The organism is Streptomyces sp. NPDC046915 (assembly GCF_040644935.1).
In the GTDB taxonomy this organism is placed as follows: domain Bacteria; phylum Actinomycetota; class Actinomycetes; order Streptomycetales; family Streptomycetaceae; genus Streptomyces.
In genome coordinates this window covers 18,402-38,144 of record NZ_JBEYXB010000005.1, presented here as the reverse complement: position 1 = coordinate 38,144, position 19,743 = coordinate 18,402, and the positions used below count along the sequence as shown (strand labels likewise).

19 protein-coding genes are annotated in these 19,743 nt (G+C 72.0%); 8 read left to right on the top strand and 11 right to left on the bottom strand.

Going from position 1 to position 19,743, the window contains the following annotated elements:
* Positions 1 to 8 precede the first annotated feature (8 nt).
* Positions 9 to 2,024: an NADPH-dependent 2,4-dienoyl-CoA reductase gene (locus tag ABZ915_RS14145; protein ID WP_361801116.1), complete on the top strand. Its 2,016-nt coding sequence runs from the start codon at positions 9 to 11 to the stop codon at positions 2,022 to 2,024.
* A gap of 41 nt (positions 2,025 to 2,065) precedes the next feature.
* Positions 2,066 to 2,629 (top strand): PadR family transcriptional regulator, encoded by a 564-nt coding sequence (locus ABZ915_RS14140; RefSeq protein ID WP_361801113.1) that lies wholly within the window; start codon positions 2,066 to 2,068, stop codon positions 2,627 to 2,629.
* A gap of 11 nt (positions 2,630 to 2,640) precedes the next feature.
* On the opposite strand, the gene ABZ915_RS14135 is transcribed toward ABZ915_RS14140, so the two are convergent.
* Both ABZ915_RS14135 and ABZ915_RS14130 read right to left on the bottom strand, forming a co-directional pair.
* The gene (locus ABZ915_RS14135) at positions 2,641 to 3,180 is read right to left on the bottom strand and encodes a hypothetical protein (RefSeq protein WP_361801110.1); all 540 of its coding nucleotides are present in this window, start codon (positions 3,178 to 3,180) and stop codon (positions 2,641 to 2,643) included.
* A gap of 179 nt (positions 3,181 to 3,359) precedes the next feature.
* On the bottom strand, positions 3,360 to 4,358 hold the full coding sequence (locus ABZ915_RS14130; protein ID WP_361801107.1) for a fibronectin type III domain-containing protein: 999 nt from the start codon (positions 4,356 to 4,358) through the stop codon (positions 3,360 to 3,362).
* A 344-nt stretch (positions 4,359 to 4,702) separates the two neighbouring features.
* Between ABZ915_RS14130 and ABZ915_RS14125 the strand changes: the two genes are divergently transcribed.
* Entirely contained in the window at positions 4,703 to 5,410 is a 708-nt protein-coding gene (locus tag ABZ915_RS14125; protein ID WP_361802422.1) for a glycoside hydrolase family 75 protein, read from the top strand.
* 43 nt (positions 5,411 to 5,453) lie between these two features.
* Here the strand turns inward: ABZ915_RS14125 and ABZ915_RS14120 are convergent, their stop codons facing one another.
* Genes ABZ915_RS14120 through dhaK form a run of 3 tightly spaced genes read right to left on the bottom strand, consistent with a single transcriptional unit; the run spans position 5,454 to position 7,512 of the window.
* Complete coding sequence (locus ABZ915_RS14120) at positions 5,454 to 5,864, bottom strand: PTS fructose transporter subunit IIA (protein ID WP_361801104.1); 411 nt, start codon at positions 5,862 to 5,864, stop codon at positions 5,454 to 5,456.
* Entirely contained in the window at positions 5,857 to 6,474 is a 618-nt protein-coding gene (gene dhaL / locus ABZ915_RS14115) for a dihydroxyacetone kinase subunit DhaL (protein WP_361801101.1), read from the bottom strand. Before dhaL ends, ABZ915_RS14120 begins: the two co-directional genes overlap by 8 nt.
* 45 nt (positions 6,475 to 6,519) lie before the next feature.
* Positions 6,520 to 7,512: a dihydroxyacetone kinase subunit DhaK gene (gene dhaK / locus ABZ915_RS14110; protein WP_361801098.1), complete on the bottom strand. Its 993-nt coding sequence runs from the start codon at positions 7,510 to 7,512 to the stop codon at positions 6,520 to 6,522.
* A gap of 167 nt (positions 7,513 to 7,679) precedes the next feature.
* On the opposite strand from dhaK, the gene ABZ915_RS14105 reads away from it, so the two are divergent.
* Together ABZ915_RS14105 and ABZ915_RS14100 are read left to right on the top strand one after the other, a co-directional pair.
* Positions 7,680 to 8,621 (top strand): NAD-dependent epimerase/dehydratase family protein, encoded by a 942-nt coding sequence (locus ABZ915_RS14105; RefSeq protein ID WP_361801095.1) that lies wholly within the window; start codon positions 7,680 to 7,682, stop codon positions 8,619 to 8,621.
* Positions 8,622 to 8,626: 5 nt separating this feature from the next.
* Positions 8,627 to 12,001, top strand: coding sequence for an aminotransferase class I/II-fold pyridoxal phosphate-dependent enzyme (locus ABZ915_RS14100; RefSeq protein ID WP_361801092.1), 3,375 nt, complete (start codon positions 8,627 to 8,629; stop codon positions 11,999 to 12,001).
* A 10-nt stretch (positions 12,002 to 12,011) separates the two neighbouring features.
* Here the strand turns inward: ABZ915_RS14100 and ABZ915_RS14095 are convergent, their stop codons facing one another.
* The 5 genes from ABZ915_RS14095 to ABZ915_RS14075 all read right to left on the bottom strand — a co-directional run bounded on the left by ABZ915_RS14095 (position 12,012) and on the right by ABZ915_RS14075 (position 15,579).
* A complete protein-coding gene (locus tag ABZ915_RS14095) occupies positions 12,012 to 12,590 on the bottom strand; it encodes a toxin (RefSeq protein ID WP_361801089.1) in 579 nt (192 codons plus the stop codon).
* Positions 12,587 to 13,027: a helix-turn-helix domain-containing protein gene (locus ABZ915_RS14090; protein WP_361801086.1), complete on the bottom strand. Its 441-nt coding sequence runs from the start codon at positions 13,025 to 13,027 to the stop codon at positions 12,587 to 12,589. The genes ABZ915_RS14095 and ABZ915_RS14090 overlap by 4 nt, the downstream gene beginning before the upstream one ends.
* A gap of 322 nt (positions 13,028 to 13,349) precedes the next feature.
* On the bottom strand, positions 13,350 to 14,504 hold the full coding sequence (locus ABZ915_RS14085; protein ID WP_361801083.1) for an MAB_1171c family putative transporter: 1,155 nt from the start codon (positions 14,502 to 14,504) through the stop codon (positions 13,350 to 13,352).
* A 70-nt stretch (positions 14,505 to 14,574) separates the two neighbouring features.
* Positions 14,575 to 15,264, bottom strand: coding sequence for a WHG domain-containing protein (locus ABZ915_RS14080; protein ID WP_361801080.1), 690 nt, complete (start codon positions 15,262 to 15,264; stop codon positions 14,575 to 14,577).
* Positions 15,265 to 15,366: 102 nt separating this feature from the next.
* Positions 15,367 to 15,579, bottom strand: coding sequence for a VOC family protein (locus tag ABZ915_RS14075; RefSeq protein ID WP_361801077.1), 213 nt, complete (start codon positions 15,577 to 15,579; stop codon positions 15,367 to 15,369).
* 72 nt (positions 15,580 to 15,651) lie between these two features.
* Between ABZ915_RS14075 and ABZ915_RS14070 the strand changes: the two genes are divergently transcribed.
* Genes ABZ915_RS14070 through ABZ915_RS14060 form a run of 3 tightly spaced genes read left to right on the top strand, consistent with a single transcriptional unit; the run spans position 15,652 to position 18,318 of the window.
* Complete coding sequence (locus ABZ915_RS14070; RefSeq protein ID WP_361801074.1) at positions 15,652 to 16,119, top strand: RpiB/LacA/LacB family sugar-phosphate isomerase; 468 nt, start codon at positions 15,652 to 15,654, stop codon at positions 16,117 to 16,119.
* Between the two features lie 43 nt (positions 16,120 to 16,162).
* Positions 16,163 to 17,824: a cytochrome c oxidase subunit I gene (gene ctaD, locus ABZ915_RS14065; RefSeq protein WP_361801071.1), complete on the top strand. Its 1,662-nt coding sequence runs from the start codon at positions 16,163 to 16,165 to the stop codon at positions 17,822 to 17,824.
* On the top strand, positions 17,824 to 18,318 hold the full coding sequence (locus ABZ915_RS14060; protein ID WP_361801068.1) for a cytochrome c oxidase subunit 4: 495 nt from the start codon (positions 17,824 to 17,826) through the stop codon (positions 18,316 to 18,318). The genes ctaD and ABZ915_RS14060 overlap by 1 nt, the downstream gene beginning before the upstream one ends.
* On the opposite strand, the gene ABZ915_RS14055 is transcribed toward ABZ915_RS14060, so the two are convergent.
* The gene (locus tag ABZ915_RS14055; protein ID WP_361801065.1) at positions 18,210 to 19,742 is read right to left on the bottom strand and encodes a cytochrome b N-terminal domain-containing protein; all 1,533 of its coding nucleotides are present in this window, start codon (positions 19,740 to 19,742) and stop codon (positions 18,210 to 18,212) included. The genes ABZ915_RS14060 and ABZ915_RS14055 overlap by 109 nt on opposite strands.
* Position 19,743: the final 1 nt, after the last annotated feature.

Sequence of the window (19,743 nt, the reverse complement as noted above, 5' to 3'; positions counted from 1 at the left end):
GGCCCCCGATGAGCCGTTACCCCCACCTGCTGAACCCCCTCGACCTTGGCTTCACCACGCTGCCCAACCGGGTGCTCATGGGCTCCATGCACGTGGGCCTGGAGGAGGCCGAACGAGGGTTCGAGCGGATGGCGGAGTTCTACGCCGCCCGCGCGCGCGGGGGAGTGGGGCTCATCGTCACCGGCGGCATCGCGCCGAACGAGGAGGGACGCCCGTACGAGGGCGGCGCCAAGCTCACCACCGAGGCGGAGGCCGAGCGGCACGCGGCCGTCACCGCCGCCGTGCACCGCGAGGGCGGGAAGATCGCGATGCAGATCCTGCACTTCGGGCGGTACGCCTACCACAAGGACCTGGTCGCGCCGAGCCCGGTGCAGGCGCCGATCAGCCCCTTCCCGCCCCGCGCGCTCACCGACGACGAGGTCGAGCGGACGATCGACGACTACGCCCGCGCCGCCCGCCTGGCCCGGCAGGCGGGCTACGACGGCGTCGAGATCATGGGCTCCGAGGGCTATCTCATCAACGAGTTCATCGCCGCGCAGACCAACCACCGCACCGACCGCTGGGGCGGCTCGTACGAGAACCGCATGCGCTTCCCCGTCGAGATCGTCCGCCGGGTGCGGGCCGCGGTCGGCGAGGACTTCATCATCGTCTACCGGCTGTCCATGCTGGACCTGGTCCCGGGCGGCTCCTCCCTCGAGGAGGTCGTCACCCTCGCCAAGGCCGTCGAGGCCGCCGGAGCGACGATCATCAACACCGGCATCGGCTGGCACGAGGCGCGCATCCCCACCATCGCCACCTCGGTCCCGCGCGGCGCCTACACCTGGGTCACCAAGAAGCTCATGGGCGAGGTGTCCGTCCCGCTGGTGACCACCAACCGCATCAACACCCCCGAGGTCGCCGAGCAGTTGCTCGCGGACGGCTGCGCCGACATGGTCTCCGTGGCCCGCCCCATGCTCGCCGACCCCGACTTCGTCGCCAAGGCCGCCGCCGGCAAGCCCGAGGCCATCAACACCTGCATCGGCTGCAACCAGGCCTGCCTGGACCACACCTTCAGCGGACAGATCACCTCCTGCCTGGTCAACCCGCGCGCCTGCCACGAGACCGAGCTGGTCCTGTCGCCGACCCGGCTGGCGAAGCGCGTCGCCGTCGTGGGCGCCGGCCCCGCCGGCCTCGCCTGCGCCGTCAGCGCCGCCGAACGCGGCCACCGGGTCACCCTCTTCGACGCCGCGAGCGAGATCGGCGGCCAGCTCAACGTGGCCCGCAAGGTCCCCGGCAAGCAGGAGTTCGACGAGACCCTGCGCTACTTCCGCCACCAGCTCGACGCGCACGGCGTGGACGTACGGCTCGGCACCCCCGTCGAGGCCGAGGACCTCACCGGCTACGACGAGGTCGTCGTCGCCACCGGCGTCACCCCGCGCACCCCCGACATCCCCGGCGTCGACCACCCCCGCGTCGTGGGCTACCTCGACGTGCTGCGGGGCGGCGCCCCCGTCGGCGACCGGGTCGCGATCCTCGGCGCGGGCGGCATCGGCTTCGACGTCGCGGAGTTCCTCACCGACGGCGGGGACAAGGCGAGCGAGGACCCGGCGACGTACTTCCGCCACTGGGGCGTCGACACGGACTACCGCGCGCCCGGCGGCCTCGCCGCCCCCGAGCGGCCCGCGCCGCCGCGCACCGTCCACCTGCTCCAGCGCAAGACCACCAAGGTCGGCGCGTCGCTCGGCAAGACCACCGGCTGGATCCACCGCACCGAGCTCAAGCACCGCGGGGTCACCATGGTCCCGGGCGTGCGCTACGACCGGATCGACGACGCCGGGCTGCACATCACCGTCGGTGAGGAGAGCACGGTCCTCGAGGTCGACACGATCGTGCTGTGCACCGGCCAGGAACCGCGCCGCGGCCTGTACGACGAGCTGCTCGCCGCCGGGCGCCCCGCGCACCTCATCGGCGGCGCCGACGTCGCCGCCGAACTGGACGCCAAGCGCGCCATCAAGCAGGGCACGGAGCTGGCGGCGGCCCTGTAGACGGGCCCGGAACGGCCCGGCGTCCTCCCTAGGATGAGTTCATGTCACTCCCGCACGCGATCCTCACCGCCCTGCTCGAGAAGCCGTCGTCGGGGCTGGAGCTGACCCGCCGGTTCGACAAGTCGATCGGCTACTTCTGGTCGGCGTCGCACCAGCAGATCTACCGCGAGCTGGGAAGGCTGGAGGCCGAGGGCCACATCCGCACCCTGCCGGCCGAGCAGCCGGCCCGCGGGCAGAAGAAGAGCTACGAGGTCCTGCCCGCGGGCCGCGCCGAACTGGCCCGCTGGACGTCCGCGTCCCAGGACCCCAAGCCGCACCGCGACGCCCTGCTGCTGCGGCTGCGCGCCGCGGCGGTGGTCGGCACGGCGGGCCTGGAAACCGACATCCGCCGCCATCTCGAACTGCACCGGCGGCAGTTGGCCGAGTACCAGGAGATCGAACGGCGCGACTTCCCGCCGGACCGGGACAGCGCGCAGGACCGGCTGCGCCATCTGGTGCTGCGGGCGGGCATCGATCTGGAGACCTTCTGGACCGGGTGGCTCACCCACGCACTGGCCGAGTTCGACGAGCTGTCGCGGAACACGGCCGGCGACGAGGGCGTCTGACGGGGCCCGGTTCAGAACCGGTACGGCCTCGAGCGGCGGCGCAGGATCCAGCCGGTGGCGACGAGGGCGATGCCCACCAGCGCCCCGCCCACACCGAGGGTGACCGGACCGTAGTCCCGGGCGGCTCCGCCCACACCGCCCATGACGCCGCGCGAGGGCGAGGGGGCGGACGTGGCGGAGATCGTCGGTCTCGACGGAGGCGCGACGACGACCGCCTGGGTGCCCGCGGTGATGCCGTTGGAACAGACGACCACGACGGTGTACGTCCCCGGGCTCACCCCCGACCAGGCGGCGGACTGGCTGATGGTCGTGCCCGCCAGGGCCACCTGACGGCCCTGGGCGAAGTTCGCCTGGCTGCTCGCGATCAGGGAGGCGTTGCCCCAGCTGCCGCCGTTCTGCGTACAGGCGCTGGTCGTGACCGACACCGTGGACCCGGTGGTGCTGACGGAGATCCCCGAGACGGCGCCGGCCGGCCCGGTGAGTCCGAGCGGGAGCGTGACGGCGGCCGCCGCGGTGAGGCCGGAGCGGAGGAGAAGTCGAGTAGTGCGCATTGGGCTGCCCTCCGGCGGCACGGTCGGCGGAACGTCCCATGCGCCGCCGGGGGTCGGGAAACGTCCGTGCTGCTTCAGGGTCAGCAAACGTGCGCCCGGCCCGTCCCGCAGGCGGACCGCACCCGTCCGGGTGAGGGACCGCCGCACCCGGGTGAGCTCCGGGGCGTCGTCCGGCGCGCTCAGGGCCTGCCCTGACCGCCCTCGCCGGTGGTCACGGTGCGCTCCGCCGAGAACCCGCCCCAGGTGCCGTCCGGCAGCCGGGCCCGGATCCGCACCCGGTGGACCACGCCCGCGTCTCCGCCCGCGTAGAAGCTGTAGGACGCCCGGCCGCGCGGCGGGCTCCCGCCCCACACCAGGGAGGTCGCGGGGCGCCCGTCGAGCCGGATCTGGTACTCCGTGACCACGCCGTCGGTGCGCGGCGGCACCCAGGACAGGTCGATGTAGTAGGCCCCGTCGGCGCGGTGGGTCGTCGTCCGGAAGCCGGTGGGGGCGGTGTCCCGGCCGTCGTCGGTGCCCGGTGTGGTCAGCCGGACGGGGGCGCCGGCGGGCGAGAGGTTGTCGGCCGCGTCGCGGGCGCGGACCGTGAAGACGTAGCGGGTGCCCGGGCGCAGCCCCGTGACCACGGTCGCGGTCTGCCCGCCGCCGACGCTGTGGATCTTCACCCCGCCCTGGCAGACGTCGTACGACACCACGGCCCGGTCGTCCCTGGACGCGTCCCAGGACAGCTGGACGGACCGGCTGCCGACCGCGCGGCCTTCGAGGTGCCCGGGGCGGCTCGGCGCCGAGCGGTCCGCCGCGACGGCGGCGGGTGTCCGCGCCCGGACCTCCTGGCTGGGCGGACCGGCTCGCCCGTCCGTGTCCCGGGCCCGGACGGTGAAGACATACATGGTGGACGGCCTGAGCCTGGTGACGTCCACCATGTGCTGCGAACCAGGCACCTCCGTGACCCTCGTGGTGCCCCGATACACCTCGTAGGCGCGGACACCGGCACCGCCGGTCACCGCGTTCCACATGACGTGCACGGTCGTGGCGCTCCCGGCCGCGGCGGTGACACCCGTCGGCGCACCCGGCATCCGGCCCTCGTCACCGGCCGGGCCGCCCCAGCCGCAGGACACCACCAGCGCCAGGGCGCCGCAGGCGACGACCCGGGGGACCGGAGGGAGGGGCACGCGTCGCACGAGTCGGCCTCCCTCGCAGCGCTGTCACCGCAATGGTCCGGACCAATATGACCCGTATGACGTGATCACCTCAAGAGGGTGGTGTGATGGTCATATTTGGCGACCGGGAGGGAGGGTTACGTATGCTGAGCCACCTCACGGCTGAACTGCCCTGGAGGGCAGGGCAGTTCACGCCTGGGGCGCGGAACGCTGTCGTCGCTGATCCCGCGCCCGCACGGGCGGCCGGGGCGGCCTGGGCCCGACACGGACTCAGGTCCCCGGCCACTCGGCCACTCACGGGGCGTCCGTTATGTCAGATTTGGCCGGGTTGTCGTCCCTGTCCCCCCATGAGAGGGTCCCTCATCGTGCGTGCCCAGGCACTGACGCTGGCCGCGGCCGGCGCCGCCGCTCTGTTCGTCCCGGCGACGCTGACCGAACCCGCCGTCGCCGTACGGCCCCGCGGGGCAGCCGTGTCCCGGAGCGAAGGCCGGGTCGCGGCCGCGGACCTGCTGGCCAGGTTGCGCCACTGCGTCCCGGTCTCCCACGGCCGCTACCGCACCGACTCCGCAAGCTCGGCGAAGGTCCGGGTCTGCGGCACCCGCGAGGTGGTGTTCTGGAAGGCCGACATGGACATCGACTGCGACGGGCGGCCCACCGCCCGCTGCAACCGCCGCACCGACCCGCTCTTCTCCGCCGCGACCGCCTACCAGCAGTCCGACGGCCGCCATCTGAGCGCCGAGCGCCTGCCCTACATCGTGGTGCCGGCCCGGAGCGGCATCTGGAACCCCCGCGCGCACGGCGTCCGCGGCGGCTCGGTGGCCGCCGTCGTCTACCGGGACACGGTGCGGTACGCGGTCGTCGGCGACACCGGCCCGCACGACATCATCGGCGAGGCCTCGTACGCCACCGCCCGCGCCCTCGGGATCCCCACCGACCCGCGCACCGGCGGGGTGCCCTCCGGTGTCACGTACATCGTCTTCAAGGGCGCGCCGGTGACGTCCATCGAGAACCACGCGGAGGCCGTGGCGCGAGGGGAGCGGCTGGCGCGGCGGTTGGTCCGGGACGGCGGCTGAACGGGCCCCGGCTGTCGTCCACGGCCCCGGCACCGCCGGCTCCTCACACCTTCCGGTACGTGTACGCCTCCACGGCCGCCGCCTCCACCGCGTCGAGGCCGGCGCCCGTCGCCGCCGTGACGACCGCGGCCACCGCGCCCTCCAGGAACGGGGCGTCCACCAGACGGGAATCCGGCGGCAGTTCGTCCCCCTCCGCGAGCAGTGCCTTCACGGTGAGCACCGCGCTGCCCAGATCGGTGAGCAGTGCGACCCCGGCGCCCCCGTCCACGGACGCGGCCGCGGCGGCGACCAGCTCGGAGCTGGTCCCGATCCCGCCGCCCTCCGTGCCGCCCGCCGCGGCGACCGGCACCGCGGTACCGCCGGCGGCCAGGCTCCTGGCCAGCTCGGCGACGGAGGCGGCCACCTCCGCACTGTGCGACACCAGCACGATCCCGACCAGCCCGCCGTCACTCACCTGCCGCCTCCGCTGCCTCCGCGGCCTGCACGAGTGCCGCGATCAGCAGCGCCGACGAGGTGGCCCCCGGGTCCTGGTGGCCGATGCTGCGCTCCCCGAGATAGCTCGCCCTGCCCTTGCGGGCCTGCAACGGGATCGTGGCCTCGGCGCCCTCCTCCGCGGCGGACCGGGCCGCGCCGAAGCCGTCGCCGAGCGCGTCGACGGCCGGCACCAGGGCGTCGATCATGGTCTTGTCCCCGGGGGCGGCACCGCCGAGCGCCATCACCCCGTCCACGCCCGCCCGCAGCGCCCCGGCGAACTCGTCCTCGCTCACCTCGGCGGCATCCCCGAGGGCCTTGCCCGTACGGCGCAGCAGGGTGCCGTACAGCGGCCCGGACGCGCCGCCGACGGTCGAGATCAGCTGGCGCCCGGCCAGCGTCAGGACGCCACCCGGCGTCTGCGGCGCCTCCTTCTCCAGCGCGGCCCGCACGGCCGTGAACCCGCGCTGAAGATTGCTGCCGTGGTCGGCGTCCCCGATGGGCGAGTCGAGGGCGGTGAGCCGTTCCGCCTCGCGGTCCACGGATGCGGCGGTCGCCGTCATCCAACGGCGGAAGAAGTCGGCGTCGAGCACTGGATCTCCTCGCGTGGTAGATGGGTCTCTCGCTCCGGTGCCGTGTCACATGCCCCAGCGCAGGGCCGGTGTCCGCACCGGCGCTTCCCACAGCCTGAGCAGCTCCTCGTCGACCTGGCACAGCGTGACCGAGGCGCCCGCCATGTCGAGGGAGGTGACGTAGTTGCCGACGAGCGTGCGGGCCACGGCGACACCGCGCTCGGCGAGCACCCGCTGCACCTCGGCGTTGAAGCCGTACAGCTCCAGCAGCGGGGTGGCGCCCATGCCGTTGACCAGCACGAGCACCGGACTGCGCGGGGTGAGGTCCTCCAGGATCGCGTGGACCGCGAAGTCGGCGATCTCGCCGGAGGTCATCATCGCCCGCCGCTCCCGGCCCGGCTCGCCGTGGATGCCGATGCCCAGTTCCAGCTCGCCGGCCGGCAGGTCGAAGGTGGGGCTGCCCTTGGCCGGGGTGGTGCAGGCGCTGAGCGCCACGCCGAAGGTGCGGGAGTTCTCGTTGACCTGGCGTCCGATGGACTCCACCCGCTCCAGCGGCTGCCCCTCGGCCGCGGCGGCGCCCGCGATCTTCTCCACGAACAGGGTCGCGCCGGTTCCGCGCCGGCCGGCCGTGTAGAGGCTGTCGGTGACCGCCACGTCGTCGTTGACCAGCACCTTCGCGACCTGGATGCCTTCGTCCTCGGCGAGCTCGGCGGCCATGTCGAAGTTGAGCACGTCGCCGGTGTAGTTCTTCACGACGAACAGCACACCCGCCCCGCTGTCCACGGCGGCCGCCGCCCGCGCCATCTGGTCCGGCACCGGTGAGGTGAACACCTCACCCGGGCAGGCCGCCGACAGCATGCCGTGCCCCACGAACCCGCCGTGCAGCGGCTCGTGCCCCGACCCACCGCCCGAGACCAGCGCCACCTGACCGGCCACGGGGGCGTCCCGCCGTACGATCACCCGGTTCTCGACATCGACGGTCAGCTCGGGATGGGCCGCCGCCATCCCCCGCAGCGCGTCCGCGACCACGGTCTCCGGGACGTTGATCAGCATCTTCATCGGTGCCTCCTAGGCGGGACGTCTGGAGTGCTGCTACTGGCAGTATCGACCTTGTGGCAGCGAAGGTCACGTGCGTCGCCGGAGCAGGCGCGGGGCGGTACGGCCGCGTGGCATGTCCCTGACGTACCGGCCGCGGGCGCCACAGACGCGCGCGCTAGTGTGCGAGCGTGAGCCTTCATGTCGTCATAGGTTTTGGGCCCGCCGGAGCGGCCACCGCCCGGCTGCTGGCCGAAAAGGGTCAATTAGTACGCGTCATCACCAGATCGGGCCGGAGTCCGGAGCCCGGCATCGAGCATGTCGCGCTGGACGCGACGGACAGCGAGCGGCTGACCGACGCCGTGCGGGGCGCGGCCGCGATCCACAACTGCGCCGCACCGCCCTACCACCGCTGGACGAGCGAATGGCCCCCGCTGGCCTCGTCGGTCTGCGCCGCGGCCGAGGCGAGCGGGGCCGTCCTGGTCGTGCTGGGCAACCTCTACGGCTACGGTCCGGTGGAGGGGCCCCTCACCGAGAAGCTTCCGCTCGCGGCGACCGGCCCCAAGGGGCGGGTGCGCGCGGCGGTTTGGGAGCAGGCGCGGGAACTGCACGAGCAGGGGCGTATCAAGGCGGTCGAGGTACGGGCCTCCGACTTCTTCGGCCCCGGCGTGACCGACGGCGGGCACCTGGCCGCGCGGGTCGTGCCGCGGGTGCTGCGCGGCAAGCCGGTCGCCACCCTCGGGGACCCGGACACCCCGCACAGCTGGACCTACGTCCCGGACGTGGCCACGGCCATGGCCGAGGTCGCGGGCGAGGAACGCGCCTGGGGACGGGCCTGGCACGTCCCGACCCGACCCCCGCTGTCCACCCGGGAGATGACCGACCGCCTCGCCGCCGAGGCCGGGACCGGACCGGTCGTGGTCCGCAGGCTGCCCCCGGCCGTGCTGGGCGTCGCCTCGGTCTTCTCCCCGCTGATCCGCGAACTCAAGGAGGTCCGCTACCAGTTCGACCGCCCGTTCGTGGTGGACTCCAGCGCCTACGAGGCCGAATTCACGGCCGAGGCCACCCCGGTCGACGAGCAGGTCAGAGCGACCGTGGACTGGTGGCGCAGTCGACCGGCCACCGCCCGGTGACGTCCATGACGACGAAGGATTCCGCAGCGGGCCCGGCGCGTGCCCGCCATGACGACGTCGCGATCGTGGGGATGGCCTGCCGGTTCCCGGGGGCGCGGAACGTGAACCAGTACTGGCGGCTCCTGACGGCCCCGCAGGCCCAGTTCTCCACCGTCCCGGACTCGCGGTGGCGCACCGCCGCCTTCCTCAGCGACAACTTCCGTGACACGTCCTCGGCCTACACGGACACCATGGCGCTGCTGCCGGACGTGGGCCACTTCGACGCGGCGCACTACGGCATCCCGCCGCGGCGGGCCCGGGCGATGGATCCCCAGCACCGGCTGCTGATCGACCTCGCCCGTGAGGCCGTCCAGGACGCGGGCTGGGAGGCCGACGGTTTCGACCGCGAGGAGACCTCGGTGATCACGTCGCTCACCGAGAGCGGCTACCGAGAGCTCAGCACCCTGCACATCCGGATGCGTCAGCTGGCCGGCGGTGAGTTCGGGGCGCGGCCTGCCGATCCTCGGTGGCCGGACACGGTCCGCGCGGTCCACGGGCTGCACGGCACGTCCGTGGCCGGGCTGCTGCTCAACATGGGCCCGAACACGATCAGTTCGGTCCTCGATCTGCACGGCGAGAGCTACGCGCTGGACTCGGCGTGCTCCGGCGGGCTCATGGCCGTGGCGAACGCCGTGTTCGCACTGCGCGCGGGCCGATGCCGCATCGCCCTCGCAGGCGGCGCCCAACTGCTGCTCACCCCCGACCTGTTGGTGGGACTCTGCCGGATCGGCGCCATCTCGCGCAGCGGCAGGTGCCTGCCGTTCGGAGCGCGGGCCGACGGGTTCGTCCTGGGGGAGGGCGCCGGGGTACTGGTGCTGCGGCCCCTGGCCGACGCGCTGGCGGCCGGTGACCGGGTCTACGCGGTGATCCGGGGTGTGGGAACGGCCAATGACGGGACCGTGCAGGGTGGTATGCATCCCCAGGCGGCCGGTCAGCTCCGGGCGTTGCGCCGGGCCTACCGGGACGCCGACCTGGCCCCGGACGCGGTGGGTTACCTGGAGGCGCACGGCACCGGGACCACGGTCGGCGATCCGGTCGAGGTCGGTGTCCTGCGCGAACTGCGCGGCGAGCGGAGTGCGCCCGCCTTCCTCGGCGCGGTGAAGGCGGTGGTGGGCCACTCGCTCAACGCCGCCGGACTGGCCGGACTCATCAAGGCCGTCCTGGCCGTGCACCGGGGAGTGGTCCCGCCGCAGCCGGAGTTCGACCTGGCGGACCGTGCCGGGCTCGACGCGGCGCGGCTGACCGTCCCCACGAAGCCGGCCCGATGGCCGGAGTCCGGGCAGCCGCGCCGGGCGGGGGTGAGCGCCTTCGGGTTCGGCGGCACCGGTGTGCATGTGGTGGTGGAGGAATGCGCCACGGCACCTCCCCGCCCCGCACCGGACGGGGGGCCGCACCGCCTGGTCCTCAGCGGCCGCGACCGGGCCGGGCTCGCCCGCTACGCCCGGGAACTGGCCGACACCATCGCCGCCGACCGGCCGCCGCTGGCCGCCGTGGCGGACACCCTGGCCCGCCGGGCTCCCCTCGCCGAACACCTCGCCCTGGTGGCGGAGGACGCCGCCGACGCCGTCGCCAAGCTGAGCGCGGCGTCGGAGGCCGTCACGGAGGGCCGTACGGTGACGGCGCCCGCCGAGCTCGCGGTCACCGGTCCGGGACCGGGTCCGGGGGCGGAGCGAATACCGCCCTGCACCCTGCCGCCCAGTCCGCTCGCCCCGCGCCACCACTGGGTGGTGGACGAATCGGCTCGCGAGCCCGAGGACACCTCCCGCGCCCTCGATGACGTGGGGGAGGAGCGGCCCGGCCCGGTGGGCCGCCCCGAGGCGGTGTCCGTCGCGGTGCCGGCCGGTGGCGCGTCGAGTGCGGTCATCGTGCTCGAAGAGGTGTCGCGGGCCGGTGTCTTCCCCCTCTCGGACCTGAGCGAGCGGATGGTGCTGGCGACCGATCTCGGCTTCGACTCCCTGATGCTTCAGGAGCTGGAGGTCAACCTCGGCAAGCGGGTACCGGGCTTCCGCACCGACGAGATGTTTTCCCGCGGTCTCACCGTCGAGCGGCTGATCACGCTGGTCGACCCGCACCTCACCGAGCCGCCGGCCCCCGGCGAGCCACTGCCCCCGCAGACGCCGGCCCACTGGGCCGCTGACACCGCGTGCGTGGACGACTTCCCGGAAGTACGGCTGTTCGAGGAGCGTTTGGGCGCGATCACCAACAGCGGTGCGGACCTGCCGTACTTCCGGGTCCACGAGGGCAACATCCGCGACACCACCGTCATCGACGGCCGGCCGTACCTGTCCTTCGGCAGCTACAACTACCTGGGGCTCTCGGGTCATCCGGCGGTGAACGAGGCCGCGCACGAGGCGGTGGAGCGGTACGGGACCTCGGTGTCCGCGAGCCGGGTGCTCTCCGGTGAACGGGACCTGACCGTACGGCTGGAGCGGGCGCTCGCCGGCTTCCTCGAAGTGGAGGACTGCCTGACGCTGGTGAGCGGCCATGCCACCAATGTCACCGCGATAGGGCATCTCGTGGGCGCGGGCGACCTGGTGGTGCACGATGCCCTCGCCCACGACAGCATCCTTCAGGGCGTCGCGCTGTCCGGCGCGGCGCGACGCCCGTTCGCCCACAACGACATCGGCGAACTGGAGCACATGCTGCGGCTCAACCGGTCCCGGTTCCGGCGGGTACTGATCGCCGTCGAGGGCGCCTACAGCATGGACGGCGATCTCGTCGACCTGCCCGCCGTGATCGAGCTGAAGCGTCGGTACGGCGCCCTGCTGATGGTCGACGAGGCGCACAGCATCGGCACCGTGGGCGAACGCGGCCGTGGCGTCGGGGAGTTCTTCGGGGCCGACCGGGCCGATGTGGATCTGTGGATGGGCACGCTCTCCAAGGCCTTCGCCAGCTGCGGCGGTTACCTCGGTGGCTCGGCCCGGATGGTGCGCTGGCTGCGGCACACGCTGCCCGGCTTCGTCTACAGCGTCGGCCTGACCCCGGCCAACGCCGCCGCGGCACTGGCCGCGACCGAGCTGATGGCCGCGGAACCGCACCGGGTGCGCACGCTGCGGCGGAACGCGGAGCTCTTCCTGGGCCTCGCCGCCTCGGCCGGTCTGCCGACGGGCTCCAGCGCCCACACTCCGATCGTGCCGTGTGTGCTCGGCGACTCCGCGAGGACCCTGCGCGTCGCGGACCGGCTGTACGCCCGGGGAGTCGTGGCCGATCCGATCTTCCATCCCGCCGTGGAGGAGGGACTCGCGAGGCTGCGGTTCTTCGTCACCAGCGAACACCGTGAGGACGACATCCGACGTGCCGTGTCGATCCTCGCCGAGGAGGTGGCGGCCGCGGGAGGGTGAGCGACGCACGTCAGATGAGGGTGCGTTCGATCCGGCTGAGCATGGCGGTCTTTCCGGAGTTCCCGTCCGTTCCGGGCTCCTCGGCCGGGGGCGCGCCATGCCGTTCCTGGGTGCTGCCAACCCGTTGGGAGAGCAGATAGGCGATGATCTCCGCCTCCTGTTCCTGTACGTCGTCGTAGGTCGCGCGCAGGAGCATGTCACGCACGAGGTCGGGGTCGAGGTTGGGGAAGAGGAGGCGGGCGGTCGCCTCGTCCAGCCAACCCGCCCCGCGATGGCAGCAGATGATGTGGCCCAGCTCGTGCAAGATGATGTGCTCCTGATGCGCGCCGGTGGTGTTGGCGTCGTAGAAGATGAGGTCCTCGTCGCGGGCGGCGACCCACATCCCGCACGGGTGCGACGCGGGCATCTGCATCGGCACCAGAGTGATCGGACGGCCGCGGACCTCCCCGAGGTAGCGGCAGAGTTCGGCCACGTCGGCCACCTGGGGCAGATCGAGATCGGTGATCTTCTGCGCGCCGGCTCTGCGGAGCCGCTTGAGCTGACTGCGTCGGTCCTGGTCGGCGGACCGTCCCTTTCCGGCGCGTCTCACTCTGTCTCCGAGGGGTCGGAGACCGGCGGAAGACCCTGCAACTGCCGGTACTGGTCCATGATCGCCGTGATGGCCTGGAGGTTCTCCTTCTTCATCCCGGCGGCCCGCATCGCCACGGCACGGACCCCTGACTGGCGCAGTGCCTCCACGGCGGCGATCTCACTGAGCACCGACTCGGCGACCTTGTCGTCGAAGAAGTAGGCGACCGACACGCCGAAGAAGCGAGCCAGGGCGGCCAGGAGGTCCGGTGAGGGGTTGGATCGTTTGCCCGTCCGCAGCTGCGACAGGTACACGCCGCCGACCCGGAGTTCGGGGTTGGCCCGCTTCACCTCCTCCGCCACCTCGGCGTTGGTCCAGTGCTTGCCCTTGGGGCGGACCGTCTTGAAAAGGTTGTCCAGGCGCACTGCCAGCAGGGGGCGGTCGTCAGGCTCGGACACTGTGAATCTCCCTCCCGTCACCTCCTCGGCCTTGCTCTCGGCTATTCATAAGTTTCGCAGATTAACTGTCAGTTGACAATCGGACTGGAGTCCGTCAACGTGGATCTCGCCGATAGCTGGCAGTTAACTTGGCTCACGGGGGTGGCCGAGTTCGCGGCCGGCCGGGGCAGCCTGGCCCGGCCTTCGGGGGAGGGGCGGGCCAGGCGAAGAGACAGTGGGGAAGCACCGTGAAACACGGGGAACCGCGGGGGACATGGGGAACCACGGGGAGACAAGGAAAAACCCGCCCGGTCTGACGGGGGAACAGACCGGGCGGGAGCTCTCAACCCACGTTGCTGAGTCTACGGTAGGCGGACGCGACCTTGGTGAGCCAGGCGACCTCCGCCGTGAAGTTGTCCGTATCCCGGTCCTCGAAGTCGCCAGCGTCCCCGTTGTCGTCGGGGATGTCGCCGGTGCGTTTGGCGTGCAGCGCCTGTCTGATACGTGCCGCTTCGGCGAACGCCTGCCGGGACTCCTCGCTCGCCCCCGGGTCCGCCGTGCCGGATCCGTTGGTGGTGCGGTCGATGTAGGGACGCAGGTCCCGCCAGCCGTCCCGTATCTCGATGACCCGCCGGTGCAGACGGTAGTCGAGGTCGGAGACCGAGGCCCCGGGAGGCTCCAGGACGATGTCCGGCGAGGACTCGTACAGGTCCCGCCAGAGCGGGTACAGAGCCCGGTACGACCGGTAACTGTCCGCCCAGTCCAGCAGTTTCGCGATCCGGGCGCCCCAGGAGGGCATCGTCAGGCTGAGCGAGAGGACGACGATGCCCAGCGCGCTGAAGACGTTCGAGGCGAGCTTCCAGACGCCGATGTCGACCCCGCCCGCGGCGGTGAGGATGTTGACGGTCCTGGCCAGGCAGTACAGGAAGAGGACCACCGCGGCGACGGAGAGCAGTTGCAGGGCCTGGCGCAGCTCGGCCTTGTCGGTCATCCGCGCGTAGGGGCCGCACTGGCGGAAGATGGTGACGCACGGAACCGCCTGCGACACGATGAAGAGCAGCAGATAGGTGAGCACCAGCGGCTGCCCGCTGCCGGTGTCGAAGTCCGAGGCCGGCCGGCCGGGGCCGTCGGCGACGAAGAACAGCACGGTCAGTAGCACGTCGAGGGCGATCCCGGTGATCAGCCAGTAGCGGGTCCCCCGCACCGCCTCCTCGTCCGCGATCGCCCAGCGGAGCAGGATGATCTGCGCGCTGACACAGAAGGCGACCGCCGACAGATGCATCACCAGGATGGCGAGATTGCCGACGCCGAGGAAGCTCTTGCCCCCCATGGCGACGGCACCCATCGTGAAGGTGAGGCACTGGAGCAGCAGAGTGACGACCAGTGTCCGGTAGGCGCTGTCCCGCCAGCTGCGCCTGACTTGGCACAGCCGGTACACGAGCGCGGCGTACGAGGAGAGCGCCGCTATGGCGAAGCAGAGCGTTCTGGTGGTGGTCACGGCTTGACTCCCTGCCGGTGCCGCACACGCGGCGGACGGTTCGGTCGGTGTCGTCTCAGTCGGTGACGTCTCAGTCGGCGTCGACGCCCAGGGGCACCTCGAGTCCGATGCCTTCGGCCGCGACGGCGATGGCGTAGTCGAAGAACGCGGACTCGTCCCGGACGCTGTCGTGGGTACGGCTGAAGACCTGGAAGACCAGCAGCCCGATCAGATTGCTCCACAGCACGATGCCGCGCTCGATGATGTCCGAGAACGGTGCCCCGGGGGCACCGCCGAAGAGCTCCACGGCCTCCGGGAGGAGCAGCGGCGGTCCGGCCATCGCCCGCCGGGGCGGGGTGAGTTCACCGGCCTCGAGCGCGGAACGCACGATGGCCGCCAGCACGGCGGGGGTGCGCGAGGCGGGCGGGACCGTGTCCTGCGGGGCGTGGTACCCCGGCACGGGCGAGCCGTAGATCAGGGTGAACTCACCGGCGTTGTCGAAGGACCACCGCCGCAGCGCGCGAGTGACCGCGAGGAGCCGCGCGCCCGCCGACGCGTCCGCGTCCCTGGCTGCCTGGTCGGCCTGCTCCATCGCGGCGGCGGACTCGTTGTAGGCGTCGATGACCAGCGCGGTCAGCAGGTCGTCCCGGCGCGGGAAGACGGCCTCCACGTCGGCGACGGCCAGTCCGCCCTCGCGGGCCACGGCATCCAGGGACAGCCCTCCGGCGCCCAGCTTCTCCAGCAGTTGGCGCGCGGTGGCCTTGATCTCGGAAAGCTCCATGGCGGAACCGTACCGGTCGGTCACAACGACCAGGAGAACGGATGTCCGAGCGCCGCGGCCATGCGCTGTGATCCAGCCATCCCGCCGCCACGGGCCCGGGCATCACCTGTCCGGGAACAGACAGAACTCGTTGCCCTCGGGATCGGCGAGGACGGTGTGGTCGTCCTCCGGGCCACTGGAGCCCAGGGCGCGCAGGCGCGCGACTTCCGCGGCGTCGTAGGGGGCCACGGCGTAGCCGCCCAGGGCCGCCGCCCGGAAGCGGGCCGCCGCGGCCGGGCGAGCGGAGTCGAGGACGATGTCGTGGAGGCCGGCCATGGGCACGTCGTGCCCATCCGTCGGCCGGGAGCTCCACCTGATATCGGCCGGGCAGGCCCTAAGCTCGGAGGCATGCGGATCTCCGTCTCCTCCGACATGGACGAACCCGTCGCCCGGCTCCTCGTCGAGGAACTGCGCCGGCGCGGTCACGAGGTGCGGGCGTACGGCGCGCTGGACCCCGGCGCGGATCCGCAGTGGGCGGTCTGCTCGGAGGCCGCCGCCCGTGAGGTGGCCGCCGGGAGGGCGGACCAGGCGGTGGTGTGCTGCTGGACGGGGACGGGCGCCTCGATCGCCGCGAACAAGGTGCCCGGCGTACGGGCCGCGCTGTGCCCGGACGCGTACACCGCGGACGGCGCCCGCCGCTGGAACGACGCCAACGTACTGGCCATCGGTCTGCGCCTGACCTCCGAGGCGGTGCTGAAGGAGATCCTCGACGCCTGGTTCGCCGCCCGCCCCAGCGAGGATGCCGAGGACCAGGAGAACGTCGCCCACGTGACCCGGATGGACGGGCACCGGGCGGGGGACCGCACCCGGCCCTGACCACGTCCACATGGGTGCGCCACCCCCGGGTACCCGGCGGCGCATGGTGGTGCACGACACGTCGGCCCGATCGCTCCCGGTGCCGCCGCGGCCGACGCGGCACGCCCCGCTGGGCCGCGCGCTGCTGCGCTGGACGACCACGACCGATCACAAGGTCATCGGCAACCTCTACCTCACGACGGCCTTCTCCTTCTTCCTCTTCGGCGGCGTGCTCGCCCTGCTGATGCGGGCCGAACTCGCCCGTCCGGGCCTTCAGTTGGTCACCCAGAGCCAGTACGACCAGCTGTTCACGATCCACGGCACGGTCATGATGCTGCTGTTCGCGACGCCGATGTTCGCCGGGTTCGCCAACGCGGTCATGCCGCTTCAGATCGGCGCGCCGGACGTGGCCTTCCCTCGGCTGAACGCCCTGTCGTACTGGCTGTACCTCTTCGGCGGCCTGATGGTGATCTCCGGCTTCCTCGTGCCCGGGGGAGCGGCGGACTTCGGCTGGTTCGCCTACGCGCCGCTCAACAGTGCCGTCCGCAGCCCCGGTGCGGGCGGCGACCTGTGGACCATGGGCCTCGTGGTCACCGGCGTCTCGACCACCCTGGGCGCGGTCAACTTCATCACGACGATCCTGTGTCTGCGCGCCCCCGGCATGACCATGTTCAGGATGCCGATCTTCACCTGGAACGTGCTGTTCACCTCGATCCTCGTCCTGCCCGCGTTCCCGGTGCTGACCGCTGCCCTGCTCGCCCTGGAGGCGGACCGGAAGTTCGGCGCGCACATCTTCGACGCGGCCAGTGGGGGCGCGCTGCTGTGGCAGCACCTGTTCTGGTTCTTCGGGCACCCGGAGGTCTACATCGTCGCGCTGCCGTTCTTCGGCATCGTCTCCGAGATCATCCCGGTGTTCAGCCGCAAACCGGTCTTCGGCTATGTGAGCCTCGTCGGCGCCACCATCGCGATCACCATGCTCTCCGCCGTGGTGTGGGCGCACCACATGTTCGCCACCGGCGCCGTGCTGCTGCCGTTCTTCTCGCTGACGTCGTTCCTCATCGCGGTGCCGACCGGGGTGAAGTTCTTCAACTGGATCGGCACCATGTGGCACGGCTCGGTCTCCTTCGAGACGCCGATGCTGTGGTCCTGCGGCTTCCTGGTGACCTTCCTGCTCGGCGGCATGAGCGGCGTCCTGATCGCCTCGCCGCCGCTGGACTTCCACCTCACCGACTCGTACTTCATCGTGGCGCACCTGCACTACGTACTGTTCGGCACCGTCGTCTTCGCGATGTTCGCGGGCTTCTACTTCTGGTGGCCGAAACTCACCGGCCGGATGCTCGACGAACGCCTCGGGAAGATCCACTTCTGGACGCTGTTCGTCGGCTTCCAGACCACGTTCCTCGTCCAGCACTGGCTGGGCGAGGCCGGCATGCCCCGCCGGTACGCCGACTACCTGCCCACCGACGGCTTCACCCTGCTGAACACCATCAGCTCCCTCGGCGCCCTCCTGCTGGGCCTGTCCACGCTGCCGTTCCTCTACAACGTCTGGCGCACCGCCCACCACGGCCGCCGCGCGGACGGCGACGACCCCTGGGGCTACGGCCGCTCACTGGAGTGGGCCACCCCCTGCCCGCCGCCGCGCCACAACTTCACCGCCCTGCCCCGCATCCGCTCCGAGTCCCCCGCGTTCGACCTGCACCACCCGGAGATACCGAAGGAGGCGTGATGCGGACCGAGGCCCGCCTGTTCACCGGGGTCGCGGCGTTCTTCGCCGTCACCGCCGTCGGCTACGGCCGGCGTTCCGCCGAACCCGCCGGGACGGCCGCCCTCGCCCTGGCCGCGGTGATGGCCGCGCTGGTCGCGTTCTTCCTGCATGTCCAGCACCGCCGGCTCGGCGCGCGGCCGCAGGACCGCGGCGACGCGGAGGTCGTCGAGACCGCCGGGCCCGTCGCCTTCTTCCCGCCGCACAGCGCGTGGCCCGTAACCGTCGCCCTCGGAGCCGTGCTGCTCGCCCTCGGCGTCGTCTTCGGCCTGTGGCTGGCCCTGATCGGCCTGGGCGTGCTCGGTCTCGGTTTCGTGGGCATGGTCCTTCAGTACGCCGACCGGGAGGCTCAGCCGTCGGAGCCGTCGGAGCCGTCGGAGCCGTCGGAGCCGTCGGAGCCGTCGGAGCCGTCGGAGCCGTCCGAGCCGCTCCCGGGGTCCCGCTCGGGCACCCGGTAGGCCTCCAGCACATACCGCCGCTCCTGATCGACGGGCACGCTGGTCTCCTCGTACCCGCCGGTGATGGTCTGCCGTATCTCGCCCGTCTCCTCGCCCTCCGTCAGCCGCTCCATGTCGGCCTCCCGCAGCGCCAGGCACACCGCCCGGGTCACGTAGAACGCCAGCGGCGGGAGGAGCAGCAGGGAGATCCGGAAGGTCCAGGTGAGGGCGTTCAGGGAGAGCTTGAAGGTGTGCGCGATGACGTCGTTGCCGCCCGCCGCGAGCAGCACGCCGTAGAAGCAGATGGCCGCCACCCCGAGCCCGGTGCGCACCGGCACGTCCCGCGGGCGGTCGCACAGATGGTGCTCGCGGTGGTCCCCGGTGACCCCGGCCTCCAGGAACGGGTACGCGTACAGCACCGCGAACAGGGCCAACGGCAGCACCACCGCGGGCAGCAGCACGTTCCACATCAGCGTGTGCCCCGCGACCGCCGTCTCCCACGGCGGCACCAGCCGCAGCGCGCCCTCCAGGAAGCCGACGTACCAGTCGGGCTGCGAACCCGTCGAGACGGTGTCCGGCCGGTAAGGGCCGTACACCCAGACCGGATTGATCTGCGCGAGCCCCGCGAGCAGCGTCAGCACCCCGCTCACCATGAAGAACAGGCCGCCCGAACTCGCCGTGAACTGCGGGACCATGGGCTTGCCCACGACATTGCGCTCGATACGGCCCCGGCCCGCCCACTGCGTGTGCTTCAGGTAGACCACCAGGATCAGGTGGAGGCTGATCAGCGCGAGCAGCAATCCGGGCAGCAGCAGGATGTGCAGCGTGTACAGCCGGGGAATCAGGTCGTGCCCGGGGAACTCGGCGCCGAACACGAACATGCTGATGTACGTCCCCACCACCGGGATCGACAGCATGACGCCCTGGGCGATCCTGAGCCCCGTGCCGGACAGCAGGTCGTCCGGCAGCGAGTAACCGGCGAAGCCCTCGGCGAGCGCCAGCAGGAACAGCGTCACGCCGATCGTCCAGTTGAGCTCACGGGGCCGGCGGAAGGCGCCGGTGAAGAAGACCCGCAGCAGGTGCGTGCCGATCGCGGCGAGGAAGACCAGCGCCGCCCAGTGGTGCAGCTGCCGGATCAGCAGCCCGCCGCGCACGTCGAAGCTGAGGTGCAGCGTCGAACGGTACGCCTCCGACACCCGCACCCCGTCCAGCGGCCGGTACGAGCCGTCGTAGACGACCTCGGTCATCGACGGGTGGAAGAACAGGGTGAGCCAGACGCCCGTCAGGAGCAGGACGAGGAAGCTGTAGAGGGCGAGCTCGCCCAGGAAGAACGACCAGTGATCGGGGAAGGCCTTGCGCAGCAGACCGCCTCCCTCGGAGAGAGGGAGGCGGGCGTCCAGCCGGTCGCCGGCACGCCGGGCTCGTGGCCCCGTTCTCCTGAGCACG

Coding starts and splice junctions, on each gene's coding strand:
- ABZ915_RS14145 (WP_361801116.1), top strand. CDS start 9: ATGAGCCGTTACCCCCACCTGCTGAACCCCCTCGACCTTGGCTTCACC.
- ABZ915_RS14140 (WP_361801113.1), top strand. CDS start 2,066: ATGTCACTCCCGCACGCGATCCTCACCGCCCTGCTCGAGAAGCCGTCG.
- ABZ915_RS14135 (WP_361801110.1), bottom strand. CDS start 3,180: ATGCGCACTACTCGACTTCTCCTCCGCTCCGGCCTCACCGCGGCGGCC.
- dhaK (WP_361801098.1), bottom strand. CDS start 7,512: ATGAAGATGCTGATCAACGTCCCGGAGACCGTGGTCGCGGACGCGCTG.
- ABZ915_RS14100 (WP_361801092.1), top strand. CDS start 8,627: ATGACGACGAAGGATTCCGCAGCGGGCCCGGCGCGTGCCCGCCATGAC.
- ABZ915_RS14080 (WP_361801080.1), bottom strand. CDS start 15,264: ATGGAGCTTTCCGAGATCAAGGCCACCGCGCGCCAACTGCTGGAGAAG.
- ABZ915_RS14075 (WP_361801077.1), bottom strand. CDS start 15,579: ATGGCCGGCCTCCACGACATCGTCCTCGACTCCGCTCGCCCGGCCGCG.
- ABZ915_RS14070 (WP_361801074.1), top strand. CDS start 15,652: ATGCGGATCTCCGTCTCCTCCGACATGGACGAACCCGTCGCCCGGCTC.
- ctaD (WP_361801071.1), top strand. CDS start 16,163: ATGGTGGTGCACGACACGTCGGCCCGATCGCTCCCGGTGCCGCCGCGG.
- ABZ915_RS14060 (WP_361801068.1), top strand. CDS start 17,824: ATGCGGACCGAGGCCCGCCTGTTCACCGGGGTCGCGGCGTTCTTCGCC.